The following is a 25326-nucleotide window of genomic DNA, read 5'->3' on the forward strand; positions in this document are numbered from 1 at the left end:
GAAAAAACCCCTCGGTAGGCCGAGGGGTTCGCGTCAGGCTAGAGCGGATCAGCGCTGGCCGATGGGCTTGACGTCGCGCGGTGCGGCGCCGACGAACAGCTGGCGCGGGCGGCCGATCTTGTACTCGGGGTCGCCGATCATCTCATTGAGCTGGGCGATCCAGCCGACCGTACGGGCCAGCGCGAAGATGGCGGTGAACAGCGGCACGGGGATGCCGATGGCGCGCTGCACGATGCCCGAGTAGAAGTCCACGTTCGGGTACAGCTTGCGGGCGACGAAGTAGTCGTCTTCCAGCGCAATCTTCTCCAGCTTCATGGCCAGCTCGAACAGCGGGTCGTTCTGCAGGCCCAGCTCGTTCAGCACCTCGTGGCAGGTCTCGCGCATCAGCTTGGCGCGCGGGTCGTAGTTCTTGTAGACGCGGTGACCGAAACCCATCAGCTTGACGCCGGAGTTCTTGTCCTTGACCTTGCTGATGAAGTCGCCGATGCGGGCCACGCCACCGTTCTTCTGGATGTCGCCCAGCATGTTCAGGCAGGCCTCGTTGGCGCCGCCGTGAGCGGGCCCCCACAGGCAGGCCACGCCGGCCGCGATGGCCGCGAACGGGTTGGTGCCCGACGAACCGCACAGGCGCACGGTCGACGTCGACGCGTTCTGCTCATGGTCGGCGTGCAGCGTGAAGATGCGGTCCATCGCGCGCACCAGCACGTCGTTGGGCTTGTACTCCTCGCATGGCGTGGCGAACATCATGCGCATGAAGTTGCCGGCGTAGCTCAGGTCGTTCTGCGGATAGATGTAGGGCTGGCCGATCGTGTACTTGTAGGCCATGGCCACCAGCGTGGGCATCTTGGCAATCAGACGGATCGCCGAGATCTCGCGGTGCTCGGGGTTATTGATGTCCGTGCTGTCGTGATAGAACGAAGACATCGCGCCCACCAGGCCCGTCATGACGGCCATCGGGTGGGCGTCACGGCGGAAGCCGCGCAGGAAGAACTGCATCTGCTCATTCACCATCGTGTGGTGCATGACCTTGTTCTCGAACTCGGCCTTCTGGCTTTCGTTCGGCAGCTCTCCGTACAGCAGCAGGTAGCAGGTCTCGAGGTAGTCGCAGTTCACAGCGAGCTGCTCGATGGGGTAGCCGCGATACAGCAGCTCGCCCTTGTCGCCATCGATGTAGGTGATGGTGGAGTTGCACGAGGCCGTCGACAGGAAGCCGGGGTCGTACGTGAACTTGCCGGTCTGCGCGTACAGCTTGCGGATGTCGATGACATCCGGACCGATGCTGCCCTTGTAGAGCGGCAGGTCCATCGAGGGGCTGCCGTCGGAGAACGACAGGGTGGCTTTGACGTCGGACGGGGTCATGGTGCAGTCCTTAGGGTTTTGAAAGCGGTTCAGGTGCGCAGCTCGGCGAGAACCTCGCGCACCGCAGCGGTGTCGATTTCACCACTGGGTTCCTTGCGGCGCAGTAACAGGTCGAGAAGGTCGTTGTCGGACAGGTCCATCAGCGCCGTGAGGCCTTCGGCCTCGGTGACGCTGACCTGCTCGCCCTTGCGGGCGAAGAAGCGCTCGATGAACAAGTCGTTCTCAAGCAGGCCCCGACGGCAGCGCCAGCGCAGCTTGGACAGCGCGCGTTCGTCGATCATCGGGACCATCACTTCAGTCATGTCGTCAGACGGCGCGGCGGACCATCAGTTCCTTGATCTTGCCGATGGCCTTCGTGGGGTTCAGGCCCTTGGGGCAGACATCCACGCAGTTCATGATGGTGTGGCAACGGAACAAGCGGTACGGGTCTTCGAGGTTGTCCAGGCGCTCAGCCGTGGCTTCGTCGCGGCTGTCAGCGATGAAGCGGTAGGCCTGCAGCAGGCCGGCGGGGCCTACGAACTTGTCGGGGTTCCACCAGAAGCTGGGGCAGCTCGTGGAGCAGCTCGCGCACAGGATGCACTCGTACAGGCCGTCCAGCTCCTCGCGCTCGACGGGCGACTGCAGGCGCTCCTTCTCGGGCGGCGGATTCTCGTTGACCAGATACGGCTTGATCGAGTGGTACTGCTTGAAGAACTGCGTCATGTCGACGATGAGGTCGCGCACGACGGGCAGGCCCGGCAGCGGCTTCAGCACGATGGTGCCGGGCAGCGTCCGCATGTTGGTCAGGCAGGCCAGGCCGTTCTTGCCGTTGATGTTCATCGCGTCCGAGCCGCACACGCCTTCACGGCAGGAGCGGCGGAAGGACAGCGTCGGGTCCACGGCCTTCAGCTTGACCAGGGCGTCCAGCAGCATGCGCTCGTGACCGTCGAGTTCGATCTCGAGGGTCTGCATGTAGGGCTTGGCGTCCTTGTCGGGGTCGTAGCGGTAGATCTGGAAGGTGCGCTTCATGTCTTGCTCTTTGTGCTTAGAACGTCCGCACCTTCGGCGGAACAGACTCAACCGTCAGCGGCTGGAGATTGACCGGCTTGTAGTCCAGGCGGTTGCCTTCGGAGTACCACAGCGTGTGCTTCATCCAGTTCGCGTCGTCGCGGTTCGGGTAGTCGTTGTGCGCGTGGGCACCACGGCTCTCGGGGCGGGCGGCCGCGGAGATCATCGTGGCCTGCGCGGCTTCGATGAGGTTCTCAACTTCCAGCGCCTCGACACGCTCGGTGTTGAAGACCTTGGACTTGTCCTTCAGGCCGATGCCACCGACGCGCTTGGCGACTTCCTTGATCTTGGCGACGCCTTCGTCCATGGACGCCTGCGTGCGGAACACGCCGGCATGCTTCTGCATCGTCGAGCGGATGTCGTTGGCGATGTTCTGCGCGTACTCGCCATCGGTGGCCGATTCCAGGCGCGCCAGACGGGCCAGCGTCTTGTCGGCGGCGTCCTTGGGCAGGTCCTTGTGCGACTTCGTCTTGAGGTTGAAATCGACGATGTGGTTGCCGGCGGCGCGGCCGAACACGATCAGGTCCAGCAGCGAGTTGGTGCCCAGGCGGTTGGCGCCGTGCACGCTCACGCACGAGCACTCGCCCACGGCGTAGAGGCCGTTGATGATGTCGTTGTGCTTGCCGTTCTTCGGGATGACGACCTGGCCATGCACATTCGTCGGAATGCCACCCATCTGGTAGTGGATGGTCGGCACGACAGGAATGGGTTCCTTCGTGATGTCGACGTTGGCGAAGTTGTGGCCGATCTCCAGCACCGACGGCAGGCGCTTGGCGATGGTCTCGGCACCCAGGTGGGTCATGTCCAGCAACACGTAGTCCTTGTTGGGACCGCAGCCGCGACCTTCCTTGATCTCCTGGTCCATCGAGCGGGAGACGAAGTCACGCGGCGCCAGGTCCTTCAGCGTCGGGGCATAGCGCTCCATGAAGCGCTCGCCGTTGCTGTTGCGCAGGATCGCGCCTTCGCCGCGGCAGCCTTCGGTCAGCAGCACGCCCGCGCCGGCCACGCCGGTCGGGTGGAACTGCCAGAACTCCATGTCTTCCAGCGGGATGCCGGCGCGCGCCGCCATGCCCAGGCCATCACCGGTGTTGATGAAGGCGTTGGTCGAGGCCGCGAAGATGCGGCCGGCACCGCCGGTGGCCAGCAACACGGTCTTGGCGTGCAGGATGTGGACCTCACCGGTCTCCATCTCCAGCGCGGTCACGCCGACGGCATCGCCTTCGGCGTCGCGGATGATGTCCAGCGCCATCCACTCGACGAAGAACTGTGTGCGGGCGCGCACGTTCTGCTGGTACAGCGTGTGCAACAGCGCGTGGCCGGTGCGGTCGGCCGCGGCGCAGGCGCGCTGCACGGGCTTCTCGCCGTAGTTGGCGGTGTGGCCGCCGAAGGGGCGCTGGTAGATGGTGCCGTCGGCATTGCGGTCGAACGGCATGCCGAAGTGCTCGAGCTCGTAGACGACCTTGGGCGCTTCACGGCACATGAACTCGATGGCGTCCTGGTCACCGAGCCAGTCCGAACCCTTGACGGTGTCGAAGAAGTGGTAGTGCCAGTTGTCCTCGCTCATGTTGCCCAGCGAGGCGCCGATGCCGCCTTGCGCAGCGACGGTGTGCGAGCGGGTCGGGAAGACCTTGGAGAGCACGGCCACGTTCAGGCCGGCCAGCGCCAGCTGCAGGGAGGCGCGCATCCCGGAGCCACCGGCCCCGACGATGACCACGTCGAACTTGCGGGTCGCGATTTTTCCAGTTGTCTTTGCCGTCATCTCACAGTCTCCACAGCACCTGGATTGCCCAACCGGCACAGCCGAGCAGCCACACGATCGAAAACACTTGCAGGGCCAGGCGGATGCCCACCGGCTTCACGTAGTCCATCCAGATGTCGCGCACGCCGACCCAGGCGTGGTACGTCAACGACAGGATGGCCACAAAGGTCAGGACCTTCATCCACTGCGGCGCGAAGACCTGGTACCAGTGGTCGTAGCCCAGTTCACCGGGCATGACGAAACGGGCCAGCACCGCAACGGTGAACAAGGCCATCAGCACGGCCGTGACGCGCTGCGCGAGCCAGTCGCGCAGGCCGTAGTGCGCACCGACGACGATGCGCTTGGAGCCGAAAGTGCTCATTGTTGTTGTCCTTTCTTGGGGCTCAGTACAGACCGAACAGCTTGGCGCCGACCACCAGCGTCAGCAGCACGCTCAGCACGAGGGTGACCAGCGCCGAGTTGTGGCCCTGGGCCTTGCTGACGCTGTGCGTGGCATCCATCCACAGGTGCCGCACGCCGGCGATGAAGTGGTGCAGATAGCCCCAGATCAGGCCCAGCGTGACCAGCTTGATGAACCAGGCCGGCAGCACGCCGTAACCGGCGGCGAACACGTTGGTGAAGCTGTCGTAGGAGATCTCGGACGTCAGGCTGGCGTCCAGCATCCACACCACGAAGGGCAGCAGCAGGAACATCAGCAGGCCGCTGATGCGATGCAGGATGGAGACGATGCCCGCGGGCGGGAGACGGTAGCTGACGATCTGGGTGACGTGAATATTTCTGTATACGGGTCTTGTCTTGGCGCTATCCGTCATATCGAACCTGCGTAATCGGGGTGAAACCAAACGATTCTAGAGCCATGCGTTAACCCGACCATTGCACTTTGCTGCACCGCGCCATCGTCAGTTTCAGTTCAACTCGTTGCGGTAATGGTCGCTGCTGGTGTAGTAGAGGCCCCGGCGCAGCTCGACCGGGCGGTCGCCGTAGGTGAAGGCCAGCCGCTCCACGCTGAGCAACGGCTCCCCCGGGGACACCTGCAGCAACTGCGCGGCCTCGGGCGTGGCCGCTACCGCGCGCAGCTTTTCCTCGGCGCGCACCATGTGCACGCCGAAACGCGTCTCGAACAGCGCATACAGCGTGCCCGGGTGCCTCGCCATCACTTCTGCGGTCAATCCCTCAAAATGCCGTTCCGCAAGCCAAAGTTCATCAAGCACGACGGGTCGGCCACGACGGTGTAGCAATCGGCGCACCTCGATGACGGGCTCGGAGGTGCGCAGCCCCAGCGCACGCGCCACCTCGGCACTGGCGCGCAGGCGCCGGCAGCCCAGCAGCTCGCGGGTGAAGCCCTCGGCCTCGTCGTCCGCCACGAGTCGCAGGAAGCGGAACTGCTGGCGCGGCGCCGCGTGCGTGGGCACGAAAGTGCCGCTGCCCTGTCGTCGCTCGACGATATGTTCAGCCGCCAGCTCGTCCATCGCGCGCCGCACCGTGCCAGGGCTGGCACCGAAGCGTTGCGCCAGCGCGGCCTCGCTGGGCAGGGCGTCACCCGGACGCCACTCGCCAGCGGCCAGCGCGGCCACGATGAGCTGGCGGATCTGCTCGTAAAGCGGTGCGGGAGACCTGGGCTTGCTTGGGGGCATGGACCCATTGCAGCACAGGCCACCCCGTACACTTGACGGGATTCGCCCCAGACTTTTCAACTGCCCCTCGGAGACCTCCATGAGCAAGAAACCCGTTCGCGTCGCCGTCACCGGCGCTGCCGGCCAGATCGGCTACGCCCTGCTGTTCCGCATCGCCTCCGGCGAAATGCTGGGCAAGGACCAGCCCGTCATCCTGCAGCTGTTGGAAATCCCCGACGAGAAGGCTCAGAACGCGCTGAAGGGCGTGATCATGGAACTCGAAGACTGCGCCTTCCCGCTGCTGGCCGGCATCGAGGCCCACAGCGACCCGATGACCGCCTTCAAGGACACCGACTACGCCCTGCTGGTCGGCGCCCGCCCCCGTGGCCCCGGCATGGAGCGCGCCGACCTGCTGGCCGCCAACGCCCAGATCTTCACCGTGCAGGGCAAGGCCCTGAACGCCGTGGCCTCGCGCAACGTGCGCGTGCTGGTGGTGGGCAACCCCGCCAACACCAACGCCTACATCGCGATGAAGTCGGCGCCGGACCTGCCGCGCAAGAACTTCACCGCCATGCTGCGCCTGGACCACAACCGCGCCGCTTCGCAGATCGCCGCCAAGACCGGCAAGGCCGTTGCCGGCATCGAGAAGCTGGCCGTGTGGGGCAACCACTCGCCCACGATGTACGCCGACTACCGCAACGCAACCATCGACGGGCAATCGGTCAAGGACCTGATCAACGACGAGCAGTGGAACCGTGAAGTGTTCCTGCCCACCGTCGGCAAGCGTGGCGCCGCCATCATTGCCGCCCGCGGCCTGTCGTCGGCCGCCTCGGCCGCCAACGCCGCCATCGACCACATGCGCGACTGGGCCCTGGGCACCAACGGCAAGTGGGTCACGATGGGCATCCCGTCCAACGGCGAGTACGGCATCCCCAAGGACGTCATGTTCGGCTACCCCGTCACCTGCGAAGGCGGCGAGTACAAGATCGTCGAAGGCATTGCGATCGACGAGTTCTCGCAGGAGTGCATCAACAAGACGCTGAAGGAACTGACGGACGAGCAGGACGGCGTCAAGCACCTGCTGTAAGCCGTTCCGGCAAAAGCAAAGGCCTCCCGCGGGAGGCCTTTTTCATGGCCGCGCCGTTCAGCGTGAGGCCGGCAGCCTGAAGGTTGAGACCGTCTGCACCAGCTGCTGCGCCTGCGAGCGCAGGCCGGCGGCGGCGGCGGCCATCTCCTCTACCATCGCGGCGTTCTGCTGCGTGGCCTGATCCATCTGCGTGACCGCGGCACCCACTTGGCTGACGCCGGAGCTCTGCTCGGCGCTGGACGAGCTGATCTCGCCCATGATGTCGGTCACGCGCTGGATGCTGCTGACGACTTTCTCCATCGTCTCGCCCGCCTGGTCGACGAGCTGATTGCCGCGGCCCACGCGCTCCATGCTCTGCGTGATCAGCTGCTTGATCTCGCGCGCCGCCTCGGCGCTGCGGCCGGCCAGCGAGCGCACCTCGCCCGCCACGACCGCGAAGCCGCGGCCCTGCTCACCCGCACGCGCGGCTTCCACGGCCGCGTTCAGCGCCAGGATGTTGGTCTGGAATGCGATGCCGTCGATGACCGAGATGATGTCGCCGATGCGGCGCGAGCTGTCGTCGATGCCCTTCATGGTCTCGACCACCTGGCGCACCACCTGCCCGCCCTCGCTGGCCACCGTGGACGCGGCCTGCGCCAGCTGGTTGGCCTGCTGCGCGTTGTCGACGTTGTTGCGCACCGTCGCGCCCAGCTCGTCCATGGAGGCGGCCGTCTGCTGCAGCGCGCTGGCCTGGCTCTCGGTGCGCGCGCTCAGGTCCTGGTTGCCCGACGCGATCTCCGAGCTGGCGTTGGCCACCGACTCCGAGCCGTCGCGCACCTGCTGCACGATGCTGGCCATGCTGTCGCGCATGGCCTTCACGCCCTGCATGACGCTGGCCTGATCGCCGGCCTGGATGGGGATGTCCACGCTGAGGTCGCCCTGCGCCAGCTCACGCGTGATGGCATTGACCTGCGCCGGCTCGCCGCCCAGCTGCTTCGTGATGCTGCGCGTGATCGCCAAGCCCAACGCCAGCAGCACGCCCACCAGCGCCAGCACGCCCAGGCCCACCTTCCAGGCGCGCTGGATGACGGCGTCATTGACCGTGTCCACATAGACGCCCGAGCCGATGATCCAGCCCCAGGGCTTGAAGCCCTTCACGTACGACACTTTCAGCACCGGCTGCTCGCTGCCCGGCTTGGGCCACATATAGGGCAGGAAACCCGCTTCCTTCGCCTTGACGATGTCCACCATCGCGACGAACAGCGGCTTGCCCGTGGGGTCCTTGCTTTCCGTCAGCGGCTTGCCGTCCAGCTCCGGCTTGATGGGGTGCATGACCATGAGCGGCGTCATGTCGTTGATCCAGAAATATTCGTTGCCGCTGTAGCGCAAGGCCTTCACCGCGGCCATCGCGGCCGTCTTCGCGTCGGCGTCGGGCAGCTTGCCCGCAGCCACCTGTGCGTGGAAATGCGCCACCACGCCATGCGCCGTCTCCACGGCCTGCCGCACGGCGGCCTGGCGCTCGTTCATGATGAGCGCGCGCTCGGAGTACAGAAGAAAGCCCGCGACGAGCAGCACGCCGACCACCGCACCCAGCGTTTGAAGGGCCAGACGCCGCGCACAGCTGAGGGATTCAAGCTGCAACATGGATGTCTCCAGATGTTGTTGTGCGGCGATGCTGGCACGGACACGGCTCGCGCAACAGTGCAGATTGCTCGCCCTCGGCTCGGTAAAGTGGCGCCATGACCACGCTTTTGCATCCGCACGCCGCCTTGTTCAGTCACGAGGCCCCGCGGCCGACGCTTCCGGTCGTCGACCACTACTGCGGTGTCGAGGCCCGCATGCGCAAGAGCCTGGCGCTGCAGGCCGAGCTGGGTCCGGTGTTCGACATCACGCTGGACGCCGAGGACGGCGCGCCGGTGGGCGGCGAGGCCGAGCATGCGCTGCTGATCGCCGAGCTGGCTGCCAGCGCCGCCAACCGCTTCGGCCGCGTGGGCGCCCGCGCCCACCCCTGGGGCCACCCCGCCTTCGAGGCCGACGTGGACACGCTGATCGCCAAGGCCGGCTCGCGGCTGGCCTATCTGATGATCCCCAAGCCCGACGGCGCCGACGATGTGGAGCGAGCCGTCGCCGCCATCGACGCGGCCTGCGAGCGCCACGGCCAGCCGAAGCTGCCGCTGCAGGTGCTCATCGAAACGCACGGCGCGCTGCGCGACGTATTCCGCATCGCCGCTCACCCGCGCATCGAATCACTGTCCTTCGGGCTGATGGATTTCGTGTCCGCGCATGGCGGCGCGATCCCGAAGACGGCGATGGAACTGCCGGGCCAGTTCGAGCACCCGCTGGTCGTGCGCGCCAAGCTGGAGATCGCCGCGGCCGCGCATGCTTACGGCAAGACGCCGTCGCATTGCGTGGTCACCGAGTTCCGCGACGCCGAGCGTCTCTCGGCCGCCGCACGCCGGGCTGCCCGCGAGTTCGGCTACACGCGCATGTGGAGCATCCACCCGGACCAGATCCGCCCCATCATCGAGGCCTTCGCACCGGCCGCGGACGAGATCGTCGAAGCGGCCGACCTGCTGCTGGCCGCACAGGCCGCGCATTGGGCACCCACGTCCTTCCGTGATCGATTGCACGACCGCGCCAGCTATCGCTATTTCTGGACCGTGCTGGAGCGCGCCCAGCGCACCGGGCGCGAGCTGCCGGCCGACGCGCGGCGCGCGTTTTTCCCAGCATCCATCGGGTAAAGCACGGGCCTGCCGCCCCTGGGCGGCGCTCGACAATCCCTACATCTGCTCACGGATGCGCGGCCGCTTTGCGGCCATCATGCGCCGCCCTTTTCCACCCCTTCCCCCCACCCCTCGATGCTGTTTCCTTCGCTCCGCGGCAGCGCCGCTGCCCTGATCCTTTGCGCCGCCCTGCCCGCACTCGCCCAGGCGCCGGCACCCAAGCCGGCTGCCACCAAGCCCGCCGCCGCCAAGCCGGCGCCTGCCAAGCCAGCGCCCAAGCCCGCCACCAAGGCCGTAGCCAAGAAGACCACCCCGCCGCCGCCCCCCGAGCCCGTGCTGGTGGATGCCGACGAAGCCCAGCTGGCCGCGGCCGAGCGCGCCTACCTGGGCGACTACAGCTGCGAGTTCAAGGAGACGGTGCACATCGCCAAACATCCCAAGATGGCCGGTTATGTCGACGTCATGTGGAAGAAGCACCGCATCACGATGAAGCCCGTGCTGTCGTCCACCGGCGCGCTGCGCCTGGAAGACGTCACTGGCCGCACGCTGATGATCCAGATCGCCAACAAGTCCATGTTGCTGGACACCAAGATCGGCCAGCGCCTGCTGGACGAATGCATCCACCCCGAACAGACCAAGCTGATGGAAGCCGCCAAGGCCGCCAAGATCGCCGACCCCGAGGCAGAAGCCGCCGCGGCCGCACGCAGCAGCCTGGGTATCACGCCCAGCGGCAAGTGATCCGGCCCACGGGTCATCTGGCTTGAAAACCTCCAGCTCGGGTATGTAGAATGAATACATACTTTCTGATGCATACCTGAGCCGCCGCCTCCGCGACGACCCAGCCGCTGGAGGCGCCATGGAAGCCACCGTTGCCGAACGCGGGCAGATCACGCTGCCCAAAGCCGTAAGAGACGCCTTGGGCCTGACCAAGGGCACGACGCTCAAGGTCGAGCTGGACGGCGGCCGCATCATCCTGCGCAAGGACGTCGGCGATGCGCTGTCCAAGATGCGCGGCCGCATCAAGCTGCCGCCCGGCGTCACCACCGATGACGTGATGCGCGAACTGCGCGGCCGCGCGCCCGGCGACCCCTACCCGCCGCCGTCCGACGAGTCGGCATGATCGCCGTCGACACGTCCATCCTCGTCGACTACATCGGCGACGGCCCGTCTGCGGACGAGGCCGAGCAGCTGCTGCGCGGCGCGCTGTCCACCGGTCCGGTGGTGGCCTGCGAGGTGGTCGTCAGCGAGGTGGTGGCGGGTCTGGGTCACAGCGACATCGTGCTGGAAACGCTGGAGGCCATCGGCATCGGCTTTTCGCCACTGGAGCTGCGTGCCGCGCTGCGGGCCGGCGAAATGCAGCGCCGCTACCGCCAGCGCCTGGCCGCCAGCGCGACGCCGCAGGACATCAAGCGCACCGTCCCCGATTTCCTCATCGGCGCCCACGCACTGTTGCAATGCCAGGGCCTGATCACCCGCGACGCGGGTTTCTTCCGTGACTACTTCAAGGGCCTGCGCGTCATCGCGCCCAAGGCCTGAACGCTCTTCGTCCCCGCTTTCTTCCCAGGAGTCCCCCCATGCTGTCAGCCTACCGCCAACACACCGCCGAGCGCGCCGCCCTCGGCATCCCTCCTCTCGCGCTGGACGCCAAGCAGGTCGCCGAACTGATCGAGCTGATCAAGAACCCGCCGGCCGGTGAAGACGCCTTCCTGCTGGACCTGCTGACCCACCGCGTGCCCCCGGGCGTGGACGACGCCGCCAAGGTCAAGGCCTCGTTCCTGGCCGCCGTCGCGCACGGCGACATCGCCGTCGGCCTGATCTCCAAGGCCAAGGCCACCGAGCTGCTGGGCACCATGGTGGGCGGCTACAACGTGCATCCGCTGATCGAGCTGCTGGACGACGCCGACGTCGCCGGCGTGGCCGCCGACGGCCTGAAGAAGACGCTGCTGATGTTCGACTACTTCAACGACGTCGCCACCAAGGCCAAGGCGGGCAACGCCAAGGCCAAGGAAGTGATGCAGTCGTGGGCCGACGCCGAGTGGTTCACGAGCCGCCCTGAAGTCGCCAAGAAGATCACCGTCACCGTGTTCAAGGTGCCCGGCGAAACCAACACCGACGACCTGTCGCCCGCCCCCGATGCGTGGAGCCGCCCGGACATCCCCCTGCACTACCTCGCCATGCTGAAGAACACGCGCTCCGACGCGGCCTTCAAGCCCGAGGAAGACGGCAAGCGGGGCCCGATGCAGTTCATCGAGGACCTGAAGAAGAAGGGCCACCTCGTCGCCTATGTCGGCGACGTCGTCGGCACCGGTTCTTCGCGCAAGTCCGCCACCAACTCGGTCATCTGGGCCACCGGCCAGGACATCCCCTTCGTGCCGAACAAGCGCTTCGGCGGCGTGACGCTGGGCGGCAAGATCGCCCCCATCTTCTTCAACACGCAGGAAGACTCCGGCTCGCTGCCCATCGAGGTGGACGTGTCCAAGCTGGAGATGGGCGACGTCATCGACGTGCTGCCCTATGAAGGCAAGCTCGTGAAGGGCACCGAGACCGTCGCCGAGTTCAAGCTCAAGAGCGATGTGCTGTTCGACGAAGTGCGCGCCGGCGGCCGCATCAACCTCATCATCGGCCGTTCGCTGACCGCCAAGGCGCGTGAGTTCCTGGGCTTGCCCGCCTCCACGCAGTTCCGCCTGCCGCAGGCGCCCGCCGAATCCAAGGCCGGCTTCACGCTGGCCCAGAAGATGGTCGGCCGCGCCGTCGGCCTGCCGGAAGGCCAGGGCGTGCGTCCGGGCACGTATTGCGAACCCAAGATGACCACGGTGGGCTCGCAAGACACGACTGGCCCGATGACCCGCGACGAGCTGAAGGACCTGGCCTGCCTGGGCTTCTCGGCCGACATGGTCATGCAGTCCTTCTGCCACACGGCTGCCTACCCCAAGCCGGTGGACGTGAAGACCCACCGCGAGCTACCTGCCTTCATCAGCAACCGCGGCGGCGTGGCCCTGCGTCCGGGTGACGGCGTCATCCACTCGTGGCTGAACCGCCTGCTGCTGCCCGACACCGTCGGCACTGGCGGCGACTCGCACACCCGCTTCCCCATCGGCATCAGCTTCCCCGCCGGTTCTGGCCTCGTGGCCTTCGGCGCCGCCACCGGCGTGATGCCGCTGGACATGCCCGAATCGGTGCTGGTGCGCTTCAAGGGCGAGATGCAGCCCGGCGTGACGCTGCGCGACCTCGTGCATGCCATTCCGCTGTACGCCATCAAGGCCGGTCTGCTGACCGTGGCCAAGGCCGGCAAGAAGAACGCCTTCTCGGGACGCATCCTGGAAATCGAAGGCCTGCCTGACCTGAAGGTCGAGCAAGCGTTCGAGCTGAGCGACGCTTCGGCTGAGCGCTCGGCCGCTGGCTGCACGATCAAGCTGAACCCCGAGCCGATCAAGGAGTACCTCACCAGCAACATCGTGCTGATGAAGAACATGATCGCCGACGGCTATGCCGACGCGAAGACGCTGCAGCGCCGCATCGAGAAGGTCGAAGCCTGGCTGGCCAAGCCCGACCTGCTGGAAGCCGACAAGGATGCCGAGTACGCCCACGTCATCGAGATCGACCTGGCCGACATCAAGGAACCCATCGTCTGCTGCCCCAACGACCCGGACGACGCCAAGTTCCTGTCCGAAGTCGCCGGCACCAAGATCGATGAAGCCTTCATCGGCTCGTGCATGACCAACATCGGCCACTTCCGCGCCGCGGCCAAGCTGCTGGGCGGCCAGCGCGACATCCCGGTCAAGCTGTGGGTCGCCCCGCCGACCAAGATGGACCAGAGCGAGCTGATCAAGGAGGGCCACTACGCCGCCTTCGGCACGGCCGGTGCGCGCACCGAGATGCCGGGCTGCTCGCTGTGCATGGGCAACCAAGCGCAAGTGCGTGAAGGTGCCACCGTCATCTCCACCTCCACCCGCAACTTCCCCAACCGCCTGGGCAAGAACACCAATGTGTTCCTGGGCTCGGCGGAACTGGCAGCCATCGCGTCCCGCCTGGGTCGCCTGCCGACCAAGGAGGAGTACCTGAAGGAGATGGGTGTCATCGACGCGGACAAGGCCAGCGTCTACCGGTACATGAACTTCGACCAGATCGAGGAGTACGCGGAAGCCGCCAAGGCAGTGACGGCCTGAGCCTGAAGGCCCCACAGACAGCCCGCCGCGCGCAAGCCCGGCGGGCTTTTTCTTGACCCCCACAAACAGCCCGCTGTTACCCACCCGCCCCCAGCCCTTCCCAGAATCGCCGCTCCACCACAAGGAGACACGCATGGGCAAGAAGCTATTGCTGCTGGCTGGCGACTATGTCGAAGACTACGAAATCATGGTGCCCTTCCAGGCCTTGCTGGCCGTCGGACACCACGTCGATGCGGTCTGCCCCGGCAAGCAGGCGGGCGACTTCGTGTTCACCGCCATCCATGACTTCGAAGGTGCGCAGACCTACTCGGAAAAGCCCGGCCACCGCTTCACGCTGAACGCCAGCTTCGATGCCGTACAGCCCACCGAGTACGACGGCCTCGTGATCCCCGGTGGGCGCGCTCCCGAGTACCTGCGCACCGTGGCCGGCGTGCTGCCGCTGGTGCAGCACTTCGCCAAGGCCGGCAAGCCCATCGCCGCCATCTGCCACGGCGCACAACTGCTGGCGGCGGCCGGCGTCATCCGTGGCAGGAAGGTCTCGGCCTACCCGGCCTGCGCGGCTGAAGTGGAACTGGCGGGCGCCAGCTACGCCAACATCCCCGTGGACCAGGCCGTCACCGATAGCAACCTCGTCACCGCACCCGCCTGGCCCGCGCACCCGGCGTGGATCGCCCAGTTCCTGGCCGTGCTGGGAACCCGCATCAGCCACTGATGCCTGTGTCGCAGAATGCCGCGAGGAGGTGAGCCATGTGCGAGGTCTTCGTCAGCGCCAACCCGGAGTCCTACGAGTCGCGCACGCGCTCGGTGCGGCTGCACGGCGTGATCACCAGCATCCGTCTGGAGAACCTGCACTGGGAGGTGCTGGAGGAGATTGCAGCGCGCGACGGCCTGAGCGTCGTGCAACTCATCGAGAGGCTGCACGACGAGCTGGTGCAGGCACGCGGCGCGGTCGGCAACTTCGCGTCCTTCCTGCGTGTGTCGGCGCTGCGTTACATGGCGCTGCTCGCGCACCAGCGCATTCCCAACGATCTGGCCGTGCCGATCCGTTCGCTGGATGCCCAGGCCGTGCTGCGCGACCTGCCCGGAAGCTGGGCCCGACAGCCCATGCGGGTCGAGAAGTCCTGAAGTTGCGGCATGAAAAAAGCGGCCCACGGGCCGCTTTCGCATGGGGTAGGCCGCTCAGGCCTTGATATCCAGCAGTGCGCCCGTGGTGTTGATCTGCGTCTGCAACACCTTCAGGTTGGCCACAAACGCATAGGCCGCAGACTGCTGTTCCACAACCTCGTTGGCCGGGTTGATCTCGCGCTCGGGCACCTTGTCGACGTTGGTCGGCTCGACGCTGGGGCGGGATTGGTTGGTGGTCGCCAGGTTGGCGATGTTGGACGCCGACGCGCGCAGGCGCTCGTTCGCGGCAGAGATGCCGGACAGGGCGGTGGAGACGGCGACGTTCATGGGGGTTCAGTGTGCGGGAGCGCTGGCCGTTACATCGACCGCGCTGACCTGAACTTTAGAACAAACCGCAAAAAAAGCCGCATCTCCGGCGTTTGCGGCGTCACCAAACGTGAAATCAGCCCGCCAATTCCTCGTAGCCGCCCGCGGGAACGAACACGCGGACGCTGTCGCCGCCGGCCGCCTTGGCCTCGGTGCAGGCCAGCGAGGCGCCGCCCAGCACGGCGTCCACGGTGGTCAGCGTGGCCTGGATCTGCACCACGCCCACCGACGCCTTCACGCGCGTGCGGTGCAGACCCCAGCGCAGCCGGTAGGCGGCCACGGCGGCGCGGATCTTCTCGGCAATGATCTGTGCGTAATGGGCGTCGCAGTCGGGCAGCAGGATGGCGAAATGGTCTTCCTCCAGCCGCGCGACGAGGTCGGACGCGCGCACCTTGCCGATCAGCATCTGCCCCAGGCCGTACAGGAAATGGTCACCCACCTCGGCGCCCATGTCCTTGACGACGTCGCTGAACTTGTCGACGTCCAGCCACAGCACCGACACCGGGTCGCCGCGGCGGCTGCCCACGTGCTCGGCCAGGCGGCGCTCGAACTCGCGGCGGTTGGCCAGTTCGGTGACGGTGTCGTGCTTGGCGGTCCAGGTCGGCTGCAGACGCTGCGCGCGCGCGGCGGTCACGTCCTCGACGATCCACAGCGCTTCGGCCGTGGGCGACTCCCAGTTCAGCGGCGAGGCCTGCAGGCGGCCCCAGAAGCGATGGCCGTCTCGCTTCACGTACTCGATCTCTTCGTCCAGCGGCCGGCCGGCGGTGAAGGCCGCAGCGGCGCGCTCGTGCAGGCCGGCGTGCGCCAGGTCTGTCGTATGGACGGCACGCGTGGCCTGACCCGTCAGGTCGGTGTCGTCGCCGAAGCCGAACAGGTGGTTGAACTCCTCGCTGACGACCTCAAAGCGCTCACCGGACACGAAAGCGACGGCGGTGGGGGCGCGCACCAGCAGCGCACGCAGGCGGGCTCCGGTGGGATCTTCAGCGGGGGTGTTGGCAGCGCTGCTCATGAGGTCTCCTGGTCTCTCTTCTAGGCCCGACTATCGCAGGACTGCCGGCTTTCGGCCATGACGCAGATCACGGGGTTAGAGTCCGCAGCCTCGCTGCCACCGCAGCATCAAGACACGACGCAACGATGCGCCTGCTGCCGCTTTCCCTGCTTGCGCTGCTGACCGGCCTCACCCAGGCCCAGCAACTCAGTGAAATCCCTCAGGGCCTGCGCGACGCGACGCCACGCTGGCATGCGCTGACCGGCGCTCGGCTGGTGCTGGAGCCCGGCCGCGTGATCGAGAACGGCACGCTGGTCATGAAGGACGGCGTCATCGTCGCCGCCGGCGCCGGGCTGAAGCCGCCAGCGGGCGCACGCGTCTGGCACCTGCCGGGGCGCACGGTCTATGCGGGCTTCATCGACGCGGCCAGCAGCGTGGGCCAGGTGCGCACGGAGGCGTCCAAGGCCAAGGGGCTGACACCGGGGCAGCGCTGGGTACGCGCGGAGTTCCGCCAGGCCGGCGCGCTGGAGGTCAGGCCCGAGGACGTGAAGACCCTGCGCGAACTGGGCTTCACGGCGGCGCTGTCGCTGCCGCCGGCCGGCGCGGTGTTCCGCGGCCAGAGCACGCTGATCAGCCTGCGCGATGGCGCCGACGCGCGCAGCCTGGTATTGAGCGCCGACGTGGCCCAGCACCTGGCCCACGAGTACCAGGCCATCGACTTCGAGAGTGGCGTTCGCGCGACGCCAAACTACCCCACGTCGCTGATGGGCAACATCGCGCTGCAGCGCCAGACGCTGCTGAATGCGCAGTGGGCCGCCGCGCCCGCGCCCACCGGAGAGCGGCGCGAATTCAATGCCAGCCTCGCCGCGCTGGCGCCGGTGCTGGCCGGCAGGCAGCCAGTCATACACGAAGCGCTGGACGAGGAAGACCTGCTGCGCATCGCGCGGCTGCGCGACGAGTTCAAGCTGAAGCTCATCGCGCAGGGCACCGGTGCCGAGTACCGCAAGGCCGCGCAGCTGAAGGCGCTGGGCCTGCCCGTCATCGTGCCGCTCGCCTACCCGGCCGCGCCGGAGGTGGAGCAACCCGAGAGCGCGCTCGATGTGCCGCTGCACCTGCTGCAGCACTGGGAGCGTGCCCCCGGCAACGCGGCCGCGCTGCAGGCCGCGGGCGTGGAATTCGCAATCTCCACGCAGGGCTTGAGGGACGTCGGCAAGGACTTCTGGCCGCGGCTGCGCCAGGCGGTGCAGCGCGGGCTGGCCCCCGATGCCGCGTTGGCTGCATTGACCACCACGCCCGCCCGGCTGCTGGGTCAACCGCGCCTGGGCCGGTTGGCTGGGGGCCAGGTCGCGAACGTCGTCGTGGCCAGCGGCGACCTGTTCACCAGCGAGCAGGCCGAGGTCGAGATCGCCTTCGTCGACGGGCTGCCGCTGCCCACGGTCGCCTGGGATCGCTTCGACGCGCGCGGCCGCTGGACCGTGAAGCCGGCCGACGGCGCCGAGCAGAGCTGGCAGATTGCCGGCACGCGGGCGCGGCCCACGCTGCAGATCGATGGCCGCGCCTGCGAACTCCAGCAGCGCGGTCGCGAGTTGCTGCTGCGCTGGCCCTGTGATGGCCGTGGCGACCCGCTGCGGCTGGAAGGCCGCGGCACCGCGCTCAGCGGCGCGCTGACACGGGCCGACGGCCGCACGCAGGCCTGGACCGCCATGCGCGTCGCGCCCTTCGAGCCACCGCCTCCGAAAGCGCAGGCCGTCCCGGCGCCTTCGCCCGCCACATACCCGGCCGGCGTGTTCGGCCGCGCGGCGCCGCCCGAGCGGCCGGCCGCCGTGCTGGTGCGCAACGCCACGATGTGGACCAGCGCCGCCGCCGGCATCCTGGAAGGCACCGACCTGCTGGTACGCGACGGCCGCATCGCCGCCATCGGCAAGGGCCTGGCCGCGCCGGCCGGCGCCATCGTCATCGATGCGCAAGGCAAGCACCTGACGCCCGGCCTCATCGACGCGCATTCGCACACCGCCGTTCATCGCGGCATCAACGAGTTCGCGCATTCGGTGACGGCCGAGGTGCGCGTGGGCGACGTGGTGGACCCGACCGACATCAGCCTCTACCGCCAGCTGGCCGGTGGCGTCACCAGCGCCAACCTGCTGCACGGCTCGGCCAATGCCATTGGCGGGCAGAACCAGGTCATCAAGCTGCGCTGGGGGCTGGACGGCGAGGCGTTGAAATTCGAGGGTGCCAAGCCCGGCATCAAGTTCGCGCTGGGCGAGAACGTCAAGCGCGCCAACTTCCCGGCTACCGACGGCGACCCGCGCTACCCCACCACGCGCATGGGCGTGGAACAGGTCATGCGCGACGCCTTCCTGGCCGCCAAGACCTACCGCGAGCAGCGCAAGGCCGACCCGAACACACGGCGCGACCTGCAGCTGGACACGCTGGTGCAGCTGCTGGAGAAGAAGCGCGTCGTGCACATCCACAGCTACCGCGCCGACGAGATCCTGATGTTCGTCGCGCTGGCCAAGGAGTTCGGCCTGGAGGTGGCCACTTTCCAGCATGTGCTGGAAGCCTACAAGGTCGCGCCGGAGATCGCCTCGCTGGGGGCCGGCGCGTCGGGCTTCTCGGACTGGTGGGGCTACAAGGTCGAGGTACAGGACGCCATTGCCTACAGCGGCGCGATGACGCAGAAGGCCGGCGTGCTGACCAGCTTCAACTCCGACAGCGACGAGCTGGCCCGCCGCCTGAACACCGAAGCCGCCAAGGCGCTACGCTATGGCGGCAAGGCCTGGGGCATGACCGAAGCGGATGCGCTGAAGTTCGTGACCATCAACCCGGCCAGGCAGCTGCGCATCGAGGGCCGCGTGGGCTCGCTGGAAGTGGGCAAGGACGCCGACTTCGTGCTGTGGAGTGCGCATCCGCTGTCCAGTGCCGCGCGCGCCGAGCAGACCTGGATAGACGGCCGCCGCTACTTCAGCCGCGACGAGGACGCGCAGCTGCGCGAGCGCGACCGCGTGGAGCGCGCGCGGCTGGTGGCGCTGGCGCTGCCCGAACGCGCCAAGGCCGCGGCGCCGCCCGAGGGCCGACCGCCCTCGCCCGTGGCCGCAGCGCTGGACCAGCTGGAGCTGCAGCGCTGGCTGCATCAGATGAACCGCGACCGCGGCAGCTACTTCACGGGCGATGCCTGGCATGAATGCACCCTGGATGCCTACTGACATGAAGCTTCCTCTCATCACCGCATTGCTAGCCGCCACGCTCGCCGCGCACGCCACGCCCAACACGCCGCCCCCGCCGCAGCGCGAGCCGCTGCTGCTGCGCAACGCGACGCTGCATCCGGTCAGCGGCCCTGCCATCACCAACGGCAGCCTGCTGATCGAAGCCGGCCGCATCAAGGCGCTGGGCACCAACGTCACCGTGCCGGCTGGCGCCCAGGTCGTGGACCTCGGCGGCAGCCATGTCTACCCCGGCATGGTGGCGGCCAACACCAGCCTGGGCCTGGTCGAGACCCGCTCCGTCAGCGCCACGCTGGACAGCAACGAGACCGGCGCACTGAACCCCAATGCTCGCGCGCTGGTGGCCTTCAATGCCGACAGCGAGCTGCTGCCGGTTACGCGCGGCGGCGGCGTACTGGCCGCGCTGGCGGTGCCCGAGGCCGGCCGCACCGGGCTGGTCACCGGCACGTCGGCGCTGCTGCAACTGGAGGGCTGGAACTGGCAGGACATGGCGCTGCGGCCCGAGGTGGCCCTGCACATCACGGTGCCGCGACTGCGCCTGAATGGCGCACTGTTCCCCACCCAGCCCGAGGCGCGGCTGGCCGACATGCGGCGTACCACCGAGGCGCGGCTGAAGCTGCTGGACGACACCTTCGACAACGCCCGCGCCTATGCGCTGGCGCGCACGGCCGACGCCGCCACGCCCATCGACACACGCTGGGAAGCCATGCGCCCGGTGCTGCCCGCCACGCCCGGTGCCGCGCCGGCGCGGCCGGTGTTCATGCATGCGGACGACCTCGCGCAGATCCGCTTCGCGCTGGACTTCGCGGCACGGCATGGGCTGAAGCTGGTCATCGTCGGCGGCGCCGACGCCTGGCGCGTGGCAGACACGCTGCGCGAGCGGCAGGTGCCGGTCATCATCGCCGGCCTGAACCGCCTGCCCATGCGCCGCGACGACGCGCCCGATGCGCTGTTTTCATTGCCCGCGCGGCTGGCCGCGGCCGGCGTGCGCTGGTGCATTGCCTCCGGCGGGCGCGACTCCACCAACGAGCGCAACCTGCCGTTCGAGGCCGCGCATGCGCGCGCCTTCGGCCTGCCCGACGACGAGGCGCTGAAGGCCGTCACGCTGTACCCGGCGCAGATTCTTGGCGTGGCCGACCAACTGGGCTCGCTGGAGGTCGGCAAGCTGGCCAACCTGTTCGTCGCCGACGGCGACCCGCTGGAGCAGAGCACGCGCATCGAGCGCGTGTTCATCCAGGGGCGCGAGGTGGAGCTGAGCGACCGGCAGACGAAGCTGCGGGACAAGTACCTGGCGCGGTAGGTTGGGGTGAGCTGGGCGAACCCCAACGCCGCGCGACCCTGATGTTGGAGTTCGCTGCGCTCACGCCAACCTACGGCGCAATCTGCTCCGCGTAGTCATACAACGCCGACAGGATCTCCTCGCCGCGTTCGTCGGCGCTTTCGCCCAGCTGATCGATGCGCTCCATGAACGCCGCCAGCGTCTGCGCACCGCCCTCGCCTTCGTGCAGCCGCGCGCCGCAGTGCTGGTGCCAGCGCTCGGCCTCCTCGGCCGACAGGCTGGCCGGGAAGTTGCGCGCGCGCCAGCGGAACACCAGCTCGTCCAACCGCCCGTCCTGGAAGGCCAGCTTGCCCTGGCCGGCGCGCTCGGTGAGCTGCTCCGGCGTCATGGTCCGCGCGCGGTTTAGCGCGCGGCGGTCCTCGTTGCCGATGAAGCCGCCGTAGAGGTCTTCGTCCACGTCGGCCGGCGCAAACGGCTCGCGCTGGAAGACGTCGCCCCACAAGCCGTCCAGCAGGCGGCCCTTGTCGGCCAGCAGCCAGGCATTGGCGAGCTGGGCGTCGATGTCCAGCCCCCAGCGCTGGGCCATCGCGGGCTGCAGCGTCTTCAGGTTGCCGATGACGATGGGGCTCTTGTTGACGTGGATGGTCTTGATGGGCAGCCGCGTGACGCCTTCGGGCAGCGCGTCCTGCTTGGTGAACATGCGCTCGCGGATGGTGATGGCGTTCAGGCTCAGCAGCTCGGTCGGATCGGCCGCGCAGTCCCACACGATCAGCTCGTTCTTGTTGGTGGGATGCGGCGCCAGCGGCCACACCAGCGCGATGCAGCCGCGCTCGGGGCCGTACATGCCGGAGATGTGCAGGAAGGGCTTGCCGACGCCGATCTCGTCCCACACCGCCTGCTTGCTGCGCAGCTTCACGCAGAAGTCCCACAGCTTGGGTTGGGCCTGGCGCAACTTGCGCGCCAGCGCCACCGTCGCGCGCACGTCGGACAGCGCATCGTGCGCCGCCTCGTGGGCCACGCCGTTGGCGATGGTCAGGTGCTCCAGCTTGAAGCTGGGCCGGCCGTCCTCGTGCTTGGGCCATTCCAGGCCGTCAGGCCGCAGCGCGTAGGCGCAGCGCACGACGTCCAGCAGGTCCCAGCGGCCGCAACCGTTCTGCCACTCGCGCGCATAGGGGTCGATGAGGTTGCGCCAGAACAGGTGGCGGGTCACCTCGTCGTCGAAACGGATGCTGTTGTAGCCCACGCCCACGGTGCCGGGCAGCGCCAGCACGGTCTCGATGCTGGCGGCGAACTCGTGCTCGGGCACGCCGCGCTCCTGGCAGTGCTGCGGCAGGATGCCGGTCAACAGGCAGGACTCGGGGTCGGGCAGATAGTCGGGCGCTGGCTGGCAGTACAGCATCAGCGGCTCGCCGATCTCGTTCAGCTCGGCGTCGGTGCGCAGGCCTGCGAACTGCGCGGGGCGGTCGCGGCGCGGCACGCGGCCGAAGGTTTCATAGTCGTGCCAGAAGAAGCTCAGATCGCTCATGGGCCGGCACGATAGCTCAAGCCCTGACCCACCCCGGTCGCCAAGCCGCAATCGCTCCGCTAGAGTGGGCCGCTAGCCGATCCACCCGAGGGAGTCCGCCGTGAGAACCCACGTTGCGCTGCTGCAAGGATTGCTGGCCCTGGCCTTGGCAGGCCCGGCCTGGGCCGACGATGACGACACCATTGCCACCGACCGGCCGGACTTCGTCGAGTCCAGCAACGTGGTCGGCAAGGGTCGCTGGCAGATCGAGACCAGCCTGGCCTGGGAACGCGACCGCCAGGGCGGCGTGAAGGCGCGAGTGGCCAGCACGCCCACACTGCTGCGCGTGGGCATTGCCGAGACCTGGGAGCTGCGCTTCGAGACCGATGGACGGCTGCGTGCCAAGGTCGAAGAAGCCGGTGTCACGACGCGCGAGCGCGGCTGGTCGGACCTGGCCATCGGCGTGAAATGGCACCAGCGCGATGGCGACGAGGAGACCGGCACGCCGGGCCTGGCCTGGCTGCTGCATGTGGATGTGGACAGCGGCTCGGGGCCGTTCCGCGGCCAGGGGCTGCGGCCGTCGCTGCGCATGGTGGCCGAATGGGAGCTGCCCGGCGGCTGGTCGGCTGGCGTGATGCCCGGGATCTACCGTGACCGCGACGAGCAGGGCAAGCAATACGTGGGTGCCATCCTGGCCGGCGTGGTCGGCAAGTCTTTCACCGAGCGGCTGCGCGGCTTCCTGGAGATATCGGGCCAGCAGCTCGCGTCCAGCCGGCGCGGCGGCAGCGTGGTCACCTTCGACACCGGCCTGGCCTATCTGCTGAACCACGACCTGCAAGTCGACGTCGCGATGTCCCGCGGCATCAACAAGAACGCACCCGACCTGGCCTGGACCGTGGGCCTGTCGGCCCGCTTCTAAGGAGATCGCGATGCACTTCTACATCCGCCAACGCCTGCTGGCGCTCAGCCTGATGGGGCTGGCCTTCGTCTCCATCGTGGGCCTGGTGGGCTACCTGGCATTGGGCACGATGTCGGGCACGGCGGAGTCCGTCGCGCGCTCCAACATGGCGCTGCGCGCGCAGCTGGAGGCGGACATGATGCACGACGCGCTGCGCGGCGACGTGCTGCGCGCGGTGCTCGCCGGCCTCAAGGGCAACACGGCCGACATGCCCGAAGTGCAGAAGGACATCGGCGAACACACGGAGCAGTTCCGCGAGCACATGGGAGAGCTGAAATCGCTGTCGCTGAATGCGGCGATCACGGCGGCCGTCGCCAAGACCGAAGGCGAGCTGAACGCGTACATCACCAGCGCCAACGAGGTTGTCAAGCTCGCGGGCAGCGACCTCGCCGCGGCGGAGGCACGCCTGCCGGCCTTCGCGGCCGCGTTCAAGACGCTGGAAACCGAGATGGAACAGCTCAGCGACCTGATCCAGGAGTTCGCCCGCGCGACCGATGCGGCCGGCGCCGCTTCAGCATCAAGCGCGCGGATGCTGCTGATCGCCGCAGCCGTGCTGGGTGCGGCCCTGCTGCTCGGCTTCAATCTGCTGGCCGCACGCAGCATCACGCAGCCGCTCGAGCGCGCGGTGCGCCACACGCAGACGGTGGCCGGTGGCGATCTCAGCCACCACGTCGAAGGCCACACGCGCGATGAAACCGGCCACCTGCTGCTGGCGCTGCAGCAGATGGGTTCCAGCCTCGCTCACATCGTCGGCCAGGTGCGCGGAAGTGCGGAGTCCATTGCCACGGGCTCGGCGGAGATTGCGATGGGCAGCGCCAACCTCAGCCAGCGCACCGAGGAGCAGGCCAGCAGCCTGGAGCAGACCGCCTCGGCGATGGAAGAGCTGACAGCGACGGTGAAGAACAACGCCGAGACCGCTCAGCGCGCCACGGAGCTGGCGCGTTCCGCTGCAGCCGTGGCGGAACGCGGCGGCGCGGCGGTGGGTGAGGTCATCAGCACGATGAGCGAGATCTCGGCCAGCTCGCGCCGCATCGCCGACATCATCGGCGTCATTGACGGCATCGCCTTCCAGACCAACATCCTGGCACTCAATGCGGCGGTGGAAGCCGCGCGGGCCGGCGAGCAGGGGCGCGGCTTCGCGGTGGTGGCCTCCGAGGTGCGCTCGCTGGCCGGCCGCTCGGCGGACGCGGCCAAGGAAATCAAGAGCCTGATCGGCAACAGCGTGGAGCGGGTCGAAGCGGGCTCATTGCAGGTGGGACGAGCGGGCGAGACGGTGCGCAGCATCGTCATCGAGGTCGGCAAGGTCAGCGACCTGATCGCCGAGATCAGCACGGCCAGCAGCGAGCAGAGCCAGGGCATCGGCCAGGTGGGCTCGGCCGTCACCATCCTGGACCACATGACGCAGCAGAACGCCGCGCTGGTGGAGGAAAGCGCCGCTGCCGCCGAAAGCCTGAAGGACCAGGCCGCACGGCTGGCCGAGTTGGTCGCGCAGTTCAGGCTTCCGCGCTGACCGGTAGGCCGGCCAGTGCCGCCTATTGCTCGACGCTGCTGAACGACATCCGCAGCACGGACTGCATCGCGCACGGCTTGCCCGCGCAGACGCCGGGCTTGAACGGTGTCGCCACGATCACCCCGGACACGAAGCGGGCGAAATCGACGTCCACGCTGCCGAACGTGTCCACGTGCTGCACCTTGCCGCTGGCGTCCACATCGGCCACCAGCGTCAGTTGCCCTTGCGTGCCCAGCCTGTCCATCGCCGCCTTGATGGCCACGAAGACGGGCAGCATGCCCTCGGCCGGGTACGGCGGCTCGTCTGCAGCCGGCATGCCCTCGTAGTCGGCCCGCACCCTGGCTTTCTCGGCATCGTCCAGCTCGGCGTAACGGCGGTTCATCGGCAACGAGGAACGGATGGCCGCATGGCCCAGCCGCGTCCCCAGCTTTTCGACACGCATCTCGTACTGCTTGCGCGTCAGGCCTTGTGCGGTGGCGCATTGCAGCCCAAGAGTCAACAGGCAGAGAACGGCGACGCGGACGCAGAGAAACGGCATTGAAGCTTCGGGATAGATCGATTGGAACCGGACGTTAGCGGATGCGCCGGTGCCGCCGACGCCCTGTCGTGCCAAGGATTCACCACGCGCACGCACCATGCGCG

At 67.8% G+C, this 25326-nt stretch carries 24 protein-coding genes; 12 read left to right on the forward strand and 12 right to left on the reverse strand.

The features are described from left to right. Positions 1 to 48 precede the first annotated feature (48 nt). The 7 genes from gltA to J2X21_RS15715 all read right to left on the reverse strand — a co-directional run bounded on the left by gltA (position 49) and on the right by J2X21_RS15715 (position 5799). A complete protein-coding gene (gltA, locus tag J2X21_RS15685; protein WP_310330165.1) occupies positions 49 to 1359 on the reverse strand; it encodes a citrate synthase in 1311 nt (436 codons plus the stop codon). A 29-nt stretch (positions 1360 to 1388) separates the two neighbouring features. Continuing rightward, the gene (locus J2X21_RS15690; RefSeq protein WP_310330166.1) at positions 1389 to 1661 is read right to left on the reverse strand and encodes an FAD assembly factor SdhE; all 273 of its coding nucleotides are present in this window, start codon (positions 1659 to 1661) and stop codon (positions 1389 to 1391) included. Between the two features lie 4 nt (positions 1662 to 1665). Further along, positions 1666 to 2367: a succinate dehydrogenase iron-sulfur subunit gene (locus tag J2X21_RS15695; RefSeq protein ID WP_310330167.1), complete on the reverse strand. Its 702-nt coding sequence runs from the start codon at positions 2365 to 2367 to the stop codon at positions 1666 to 1668. 16 nt (positions 2368 to 2383) lie between these two features. Then, positions 2384 to 4165 carry a succinate dehydrogenase flavoprotein subunit gene (gene sdhA, locus J2X21_RS15700; protein WP_310330168.1) on the reverse strand — a complete coding sequence of 594 codons (1782 nt, stop codon included), beginning with the start codon at positions 4163 to 4165 and terminating at the stop codon, positions 2384 to 2386. A 1-nt stretch (position 4166) separates the two neighbouring features. After that, positions 4167 to 4526 carry a succinate dehydrogenase, hydrophobic membrane anchor protein gene (gene sdhD, locus J2X21_RS15705; protein WP_310330169.1) on the reverse strand — a complete coding sequence of 120 codons (360 nt, stop codon included), beginning with the start codon at positions 4524 to 4526 and terminating at the stop codon, positions 4167 to 4169. 22 nt (positions 4527 to 4548) lie between these two features. Further along, on the reverse strand, positions 4549 to 4977 hold the full coding sequence (gene sdhC / locus J2X21_RS15710; RefSeq protein ID WP_310330170.1) for a succinate dehydrogenase, cytochrome b556 subunit: 429 nt from the start codon (positions 4975 to 4977) through the stop codon (positions 4549 to 4551). A gap of 93 nt (positions 4978 to 5070) precedes the next feature. Continuing rightward, on the reverse strand, positions 5071 to 5799 hold the full coding sequence (locus J2X21_RS15715; RefSeq protein ID WP_310330171.1) for a GntR family transcriptional regulator: 729 nt from the start codon (positions 5797 to 5799) through the stop codon (positions 5071 to 5073). A 79-nt stretch (positions 5800 to 5878) separates the two neighbouring features. Between J2X21_RS15715 and J2X21_RS15720 the strand changes: the two genes are divergently transcribed. Beyond that, complete coding sequence (locus J2X21_RS15720) at positions 5879 to 6865, forward strand: malate dehydrogenase (protein ID WP_310330174.1); 987 nt, start codon at positions 5879 to 5881, stop codon at positions 6863 to 6865. A 57-nt stretch (positions 6866 to 6922) separates the two neighbouring features. On the opposite strand, the gene J2X21_RS15725 is transcribed toward J2X21_RS15720, so the two are convergent. Next, positions 6923 to 8488, reverse strand: a complete 1566-nt coding sequence (locus J2X21_RS15725; RefSeq protein ID WP_310330176.1) for a methyl-accepting chemotaxis protein — start codon at positions 8486 to 8488, stop codon at positions 6923 to 6925. Positions 8489 to 8583: 95 nt separating this feature from the next. Here J2X21_RS15725 and J2X21_RS15730 point away from each other — a divergent pair, with 95 nt between their 5' ends. The 7 genes from J2X21_RS15730 to J2X21_RS15760 all read left to right on the forward strand — a co-directional run bounded on the left by J2X21_RS15730 (position 8584) and on the right by J2X21_RS15760 (position 14858). Continuing rightward, a complete protein-coding gene (locus tag J2X21_RS15730; RefSeq protein WP_310330178.1) occupies positions 8584 to 9585 on the forward strand; it encodes an HpcH/HpaI aldolase/citrate lyase family protein in 1002 nt (333 codons plus the stop codon). A 117-nt stretch (positions 9586 to 9702) separates the two neighbouring features. After that, positions 9703 to 10305 (forward strand): hypothetical protein, encoded by a 603-nt coding sequence (locus J2X21_RS15735; RefSeq protein ID WP_310330180.1) that lies wholly within the window; start codon positions 9703 to 9705, stop codon positions 10303 to 10305. Positions 10306 to 10423: 118 nt separating this feature from the next. After that, positions 10424 to 10687 carry an AbrB/MazE/SpoVT family DNA-binding domain-containing protein gene (locus tag J2X21_RS15740; protein ID WP_310330181.1) on the forward strand — a complete coding sequence of 88 codons (264 nt, stop codon included), beginning with the start codon at positions 10424 to 10426 and terminating at the stop codon, positions 10685 to 10687. Then, on the forward strand, positions 10684 to 11103 hold the full coding sequence (locus J2X21_RS15745) for a type II toxin-antitoxin system VapC family toxin (protein ID WP_310330183.1): 420 nt from the start codon (positions 10684 to 10686) through the stop codon (positions 11101 to 11103). Before J2X21_RS15740 ends, J2X21_RS15745 begins: the two co-directional genes overlap by 4 nt. 38 nt (positions 11104 to 11141) lie before the next feature. Further along, positions 11142 to 13733 (forward strand): bifunctional aconitate hydratase 2/2-methylisocitrate dehydratase, encoded by a 2592-nt coding sequence (gene acnB / locus J2X21_RS15750; protein ID WP_310330185.1) that lies wholly within the window; start codon positions 11142 to 11144, stop codon positions 13731 to 13733. A gap of 133 nt (positions 13734 to 13866) precedes the next feature. Beyond that, positions 13867 to 14445, forward strand: coding sequence for a DJ-1/PfpI family protein (locus J2X21_RS15755; RefSeq protein WP_310330187.1), 579 nt, complete (start codon positions 13867 to 13869; stop codon positions 14443 to 14445). Between the two features lie 35 nt (positions 14446 to 14480). Next, positions 14481 to 14858, forward strand: a complete 378-nt coding sequence (locus tag J2X21_RS15760; RefSeq protein ID WP_310330188.1) for a ribbon-helix-helix domain-containing protein — start codon at positions 14481 to 14483, stop codon at positions 14856 to 14858. 54 nt (positions 14859 to 14912) lie between these two features. Here J2X21_RS15760 and J2X21_RS15765 read toward each other — a convergent pair whose 3' ends face one another. After that, positions 14913 to 15185, reverse strand: coding sequence for a flagellar basal body rod protein (locus J2X21_RS15765; protein WP_310330190.1), 273 nt, complete (start codon positions 15183 to 15185; stop codon positions 14913 to 14915). Positions 15186 to 15300: 115 nt separating this feature from the next. After that, on the reverse strand, positions 15301 to 16233 hold the full coding sequence (locus J2X21_RS15770; RefSeq protein ID WP_310330191.1) for a GGDEF domain-containing protein: 933 nt from the start codon (positions 16231 to 16233) through the stop codon (positions 15301 to 15303). A gap of 125 nt (positions 16234 to 16358) precedes the next feature. Here J2X21_RS15770 and J2X21_RS15775 point away from each other — a divergent pair, with 125 nt between their 5' ends. Beyond that, entirely contained in the window at positions 16359 to 19415 is a 3057-nt protein-coding gene (locus tag J2X21_RS15775) for an amidohydrolase family protein (protein WP_310330193.1), read from the forward strand. A gap of 1 nt (position 19416) precedes the next feature. After that, entirely contained in the window at positions 19417 to 20733 is a 1317-nt protein-coding gene (locus tag J2X21_RS15780; RefSeq protein WP_310330195.1) for an amidohydrolase family protein, read from the forward strand. A 70-nt stretch (positions 20734 to 20803) separates the two neighbouring features. Here J2X21_RS15780 and sbcB read toward each other — a convergent pair whose 3' ends face one another. Beyond that, positions 20804 to 22237, reverse strand: coding sequence for an exodeoxyribonuclease I (sbcB, locus tag J2X21_RS15785; RefSeq protein ID WP_310330196.1), 1434 nt, complete (start codon positions 22235 to 22237; stop codon positions 20804 to 20806). A gap of 100 nt (positions 22238 to 22337) precedes the next feature. Between sbcB and J2X21_RS15790 the strand changes: the two genes are divergently transcribed. Together J2X21_RS15790 and J2X21_RS15795 are read left to right on the forward strand one after the other, a co-directional pair. Then, on the forward strand, positions 22338 to 23135 hold the full coding sequence (locus tag J2X21_RS15790) for a transporter (protein ID WP_310330198.1): 798 nt from the start codon (positions 22338 to 22340) through the stop codon (positions 23133 to 23135). Positions 23136 to 23145: 10 nt separating this feature from the next. Further along, positions 23146 to 24684, forward strand: coding sequence for a methyl-accepting chemotaxis protein (locus J2X21_RS15795; RefSeq protein WP_310330199.1), 1539 nt, complete (start codon positions 23146 to 23148; stop codon positions 24682 to 24684). A gap of 22 nt (positions 24685 to 24706) precedes the next feature. On the opposite strand, the gene J2X21_RS15800 is transcribed toward J2X21_RS15795, so the two are convergent. Further along, positions 24707 to 25297: a hypothetical protein gene (locus tag J2X21_RS15800; RefSeq protein WP_310330200.1), complete on the reverse strand. Its 591-nt coding sequence runs from the start codon at positions 25295 to 25297 to the stop codon at positions 24707 to 24709. Positions 25298 to 25326: the final 29 nt, after the last annotated feature.

Origin of the sequence: Roseateles asaccharophilus, from assembly GCF_031458115.1 — a bacterium.
GTDB classification, from domain to species: domain Bacteria; phylum Pseudomonadota; class Gammaproteobacteria; order Burkholderiales; family Burkholderiaceae_C; genus Pelomonas; species Pelomonas asaccharophilus_A.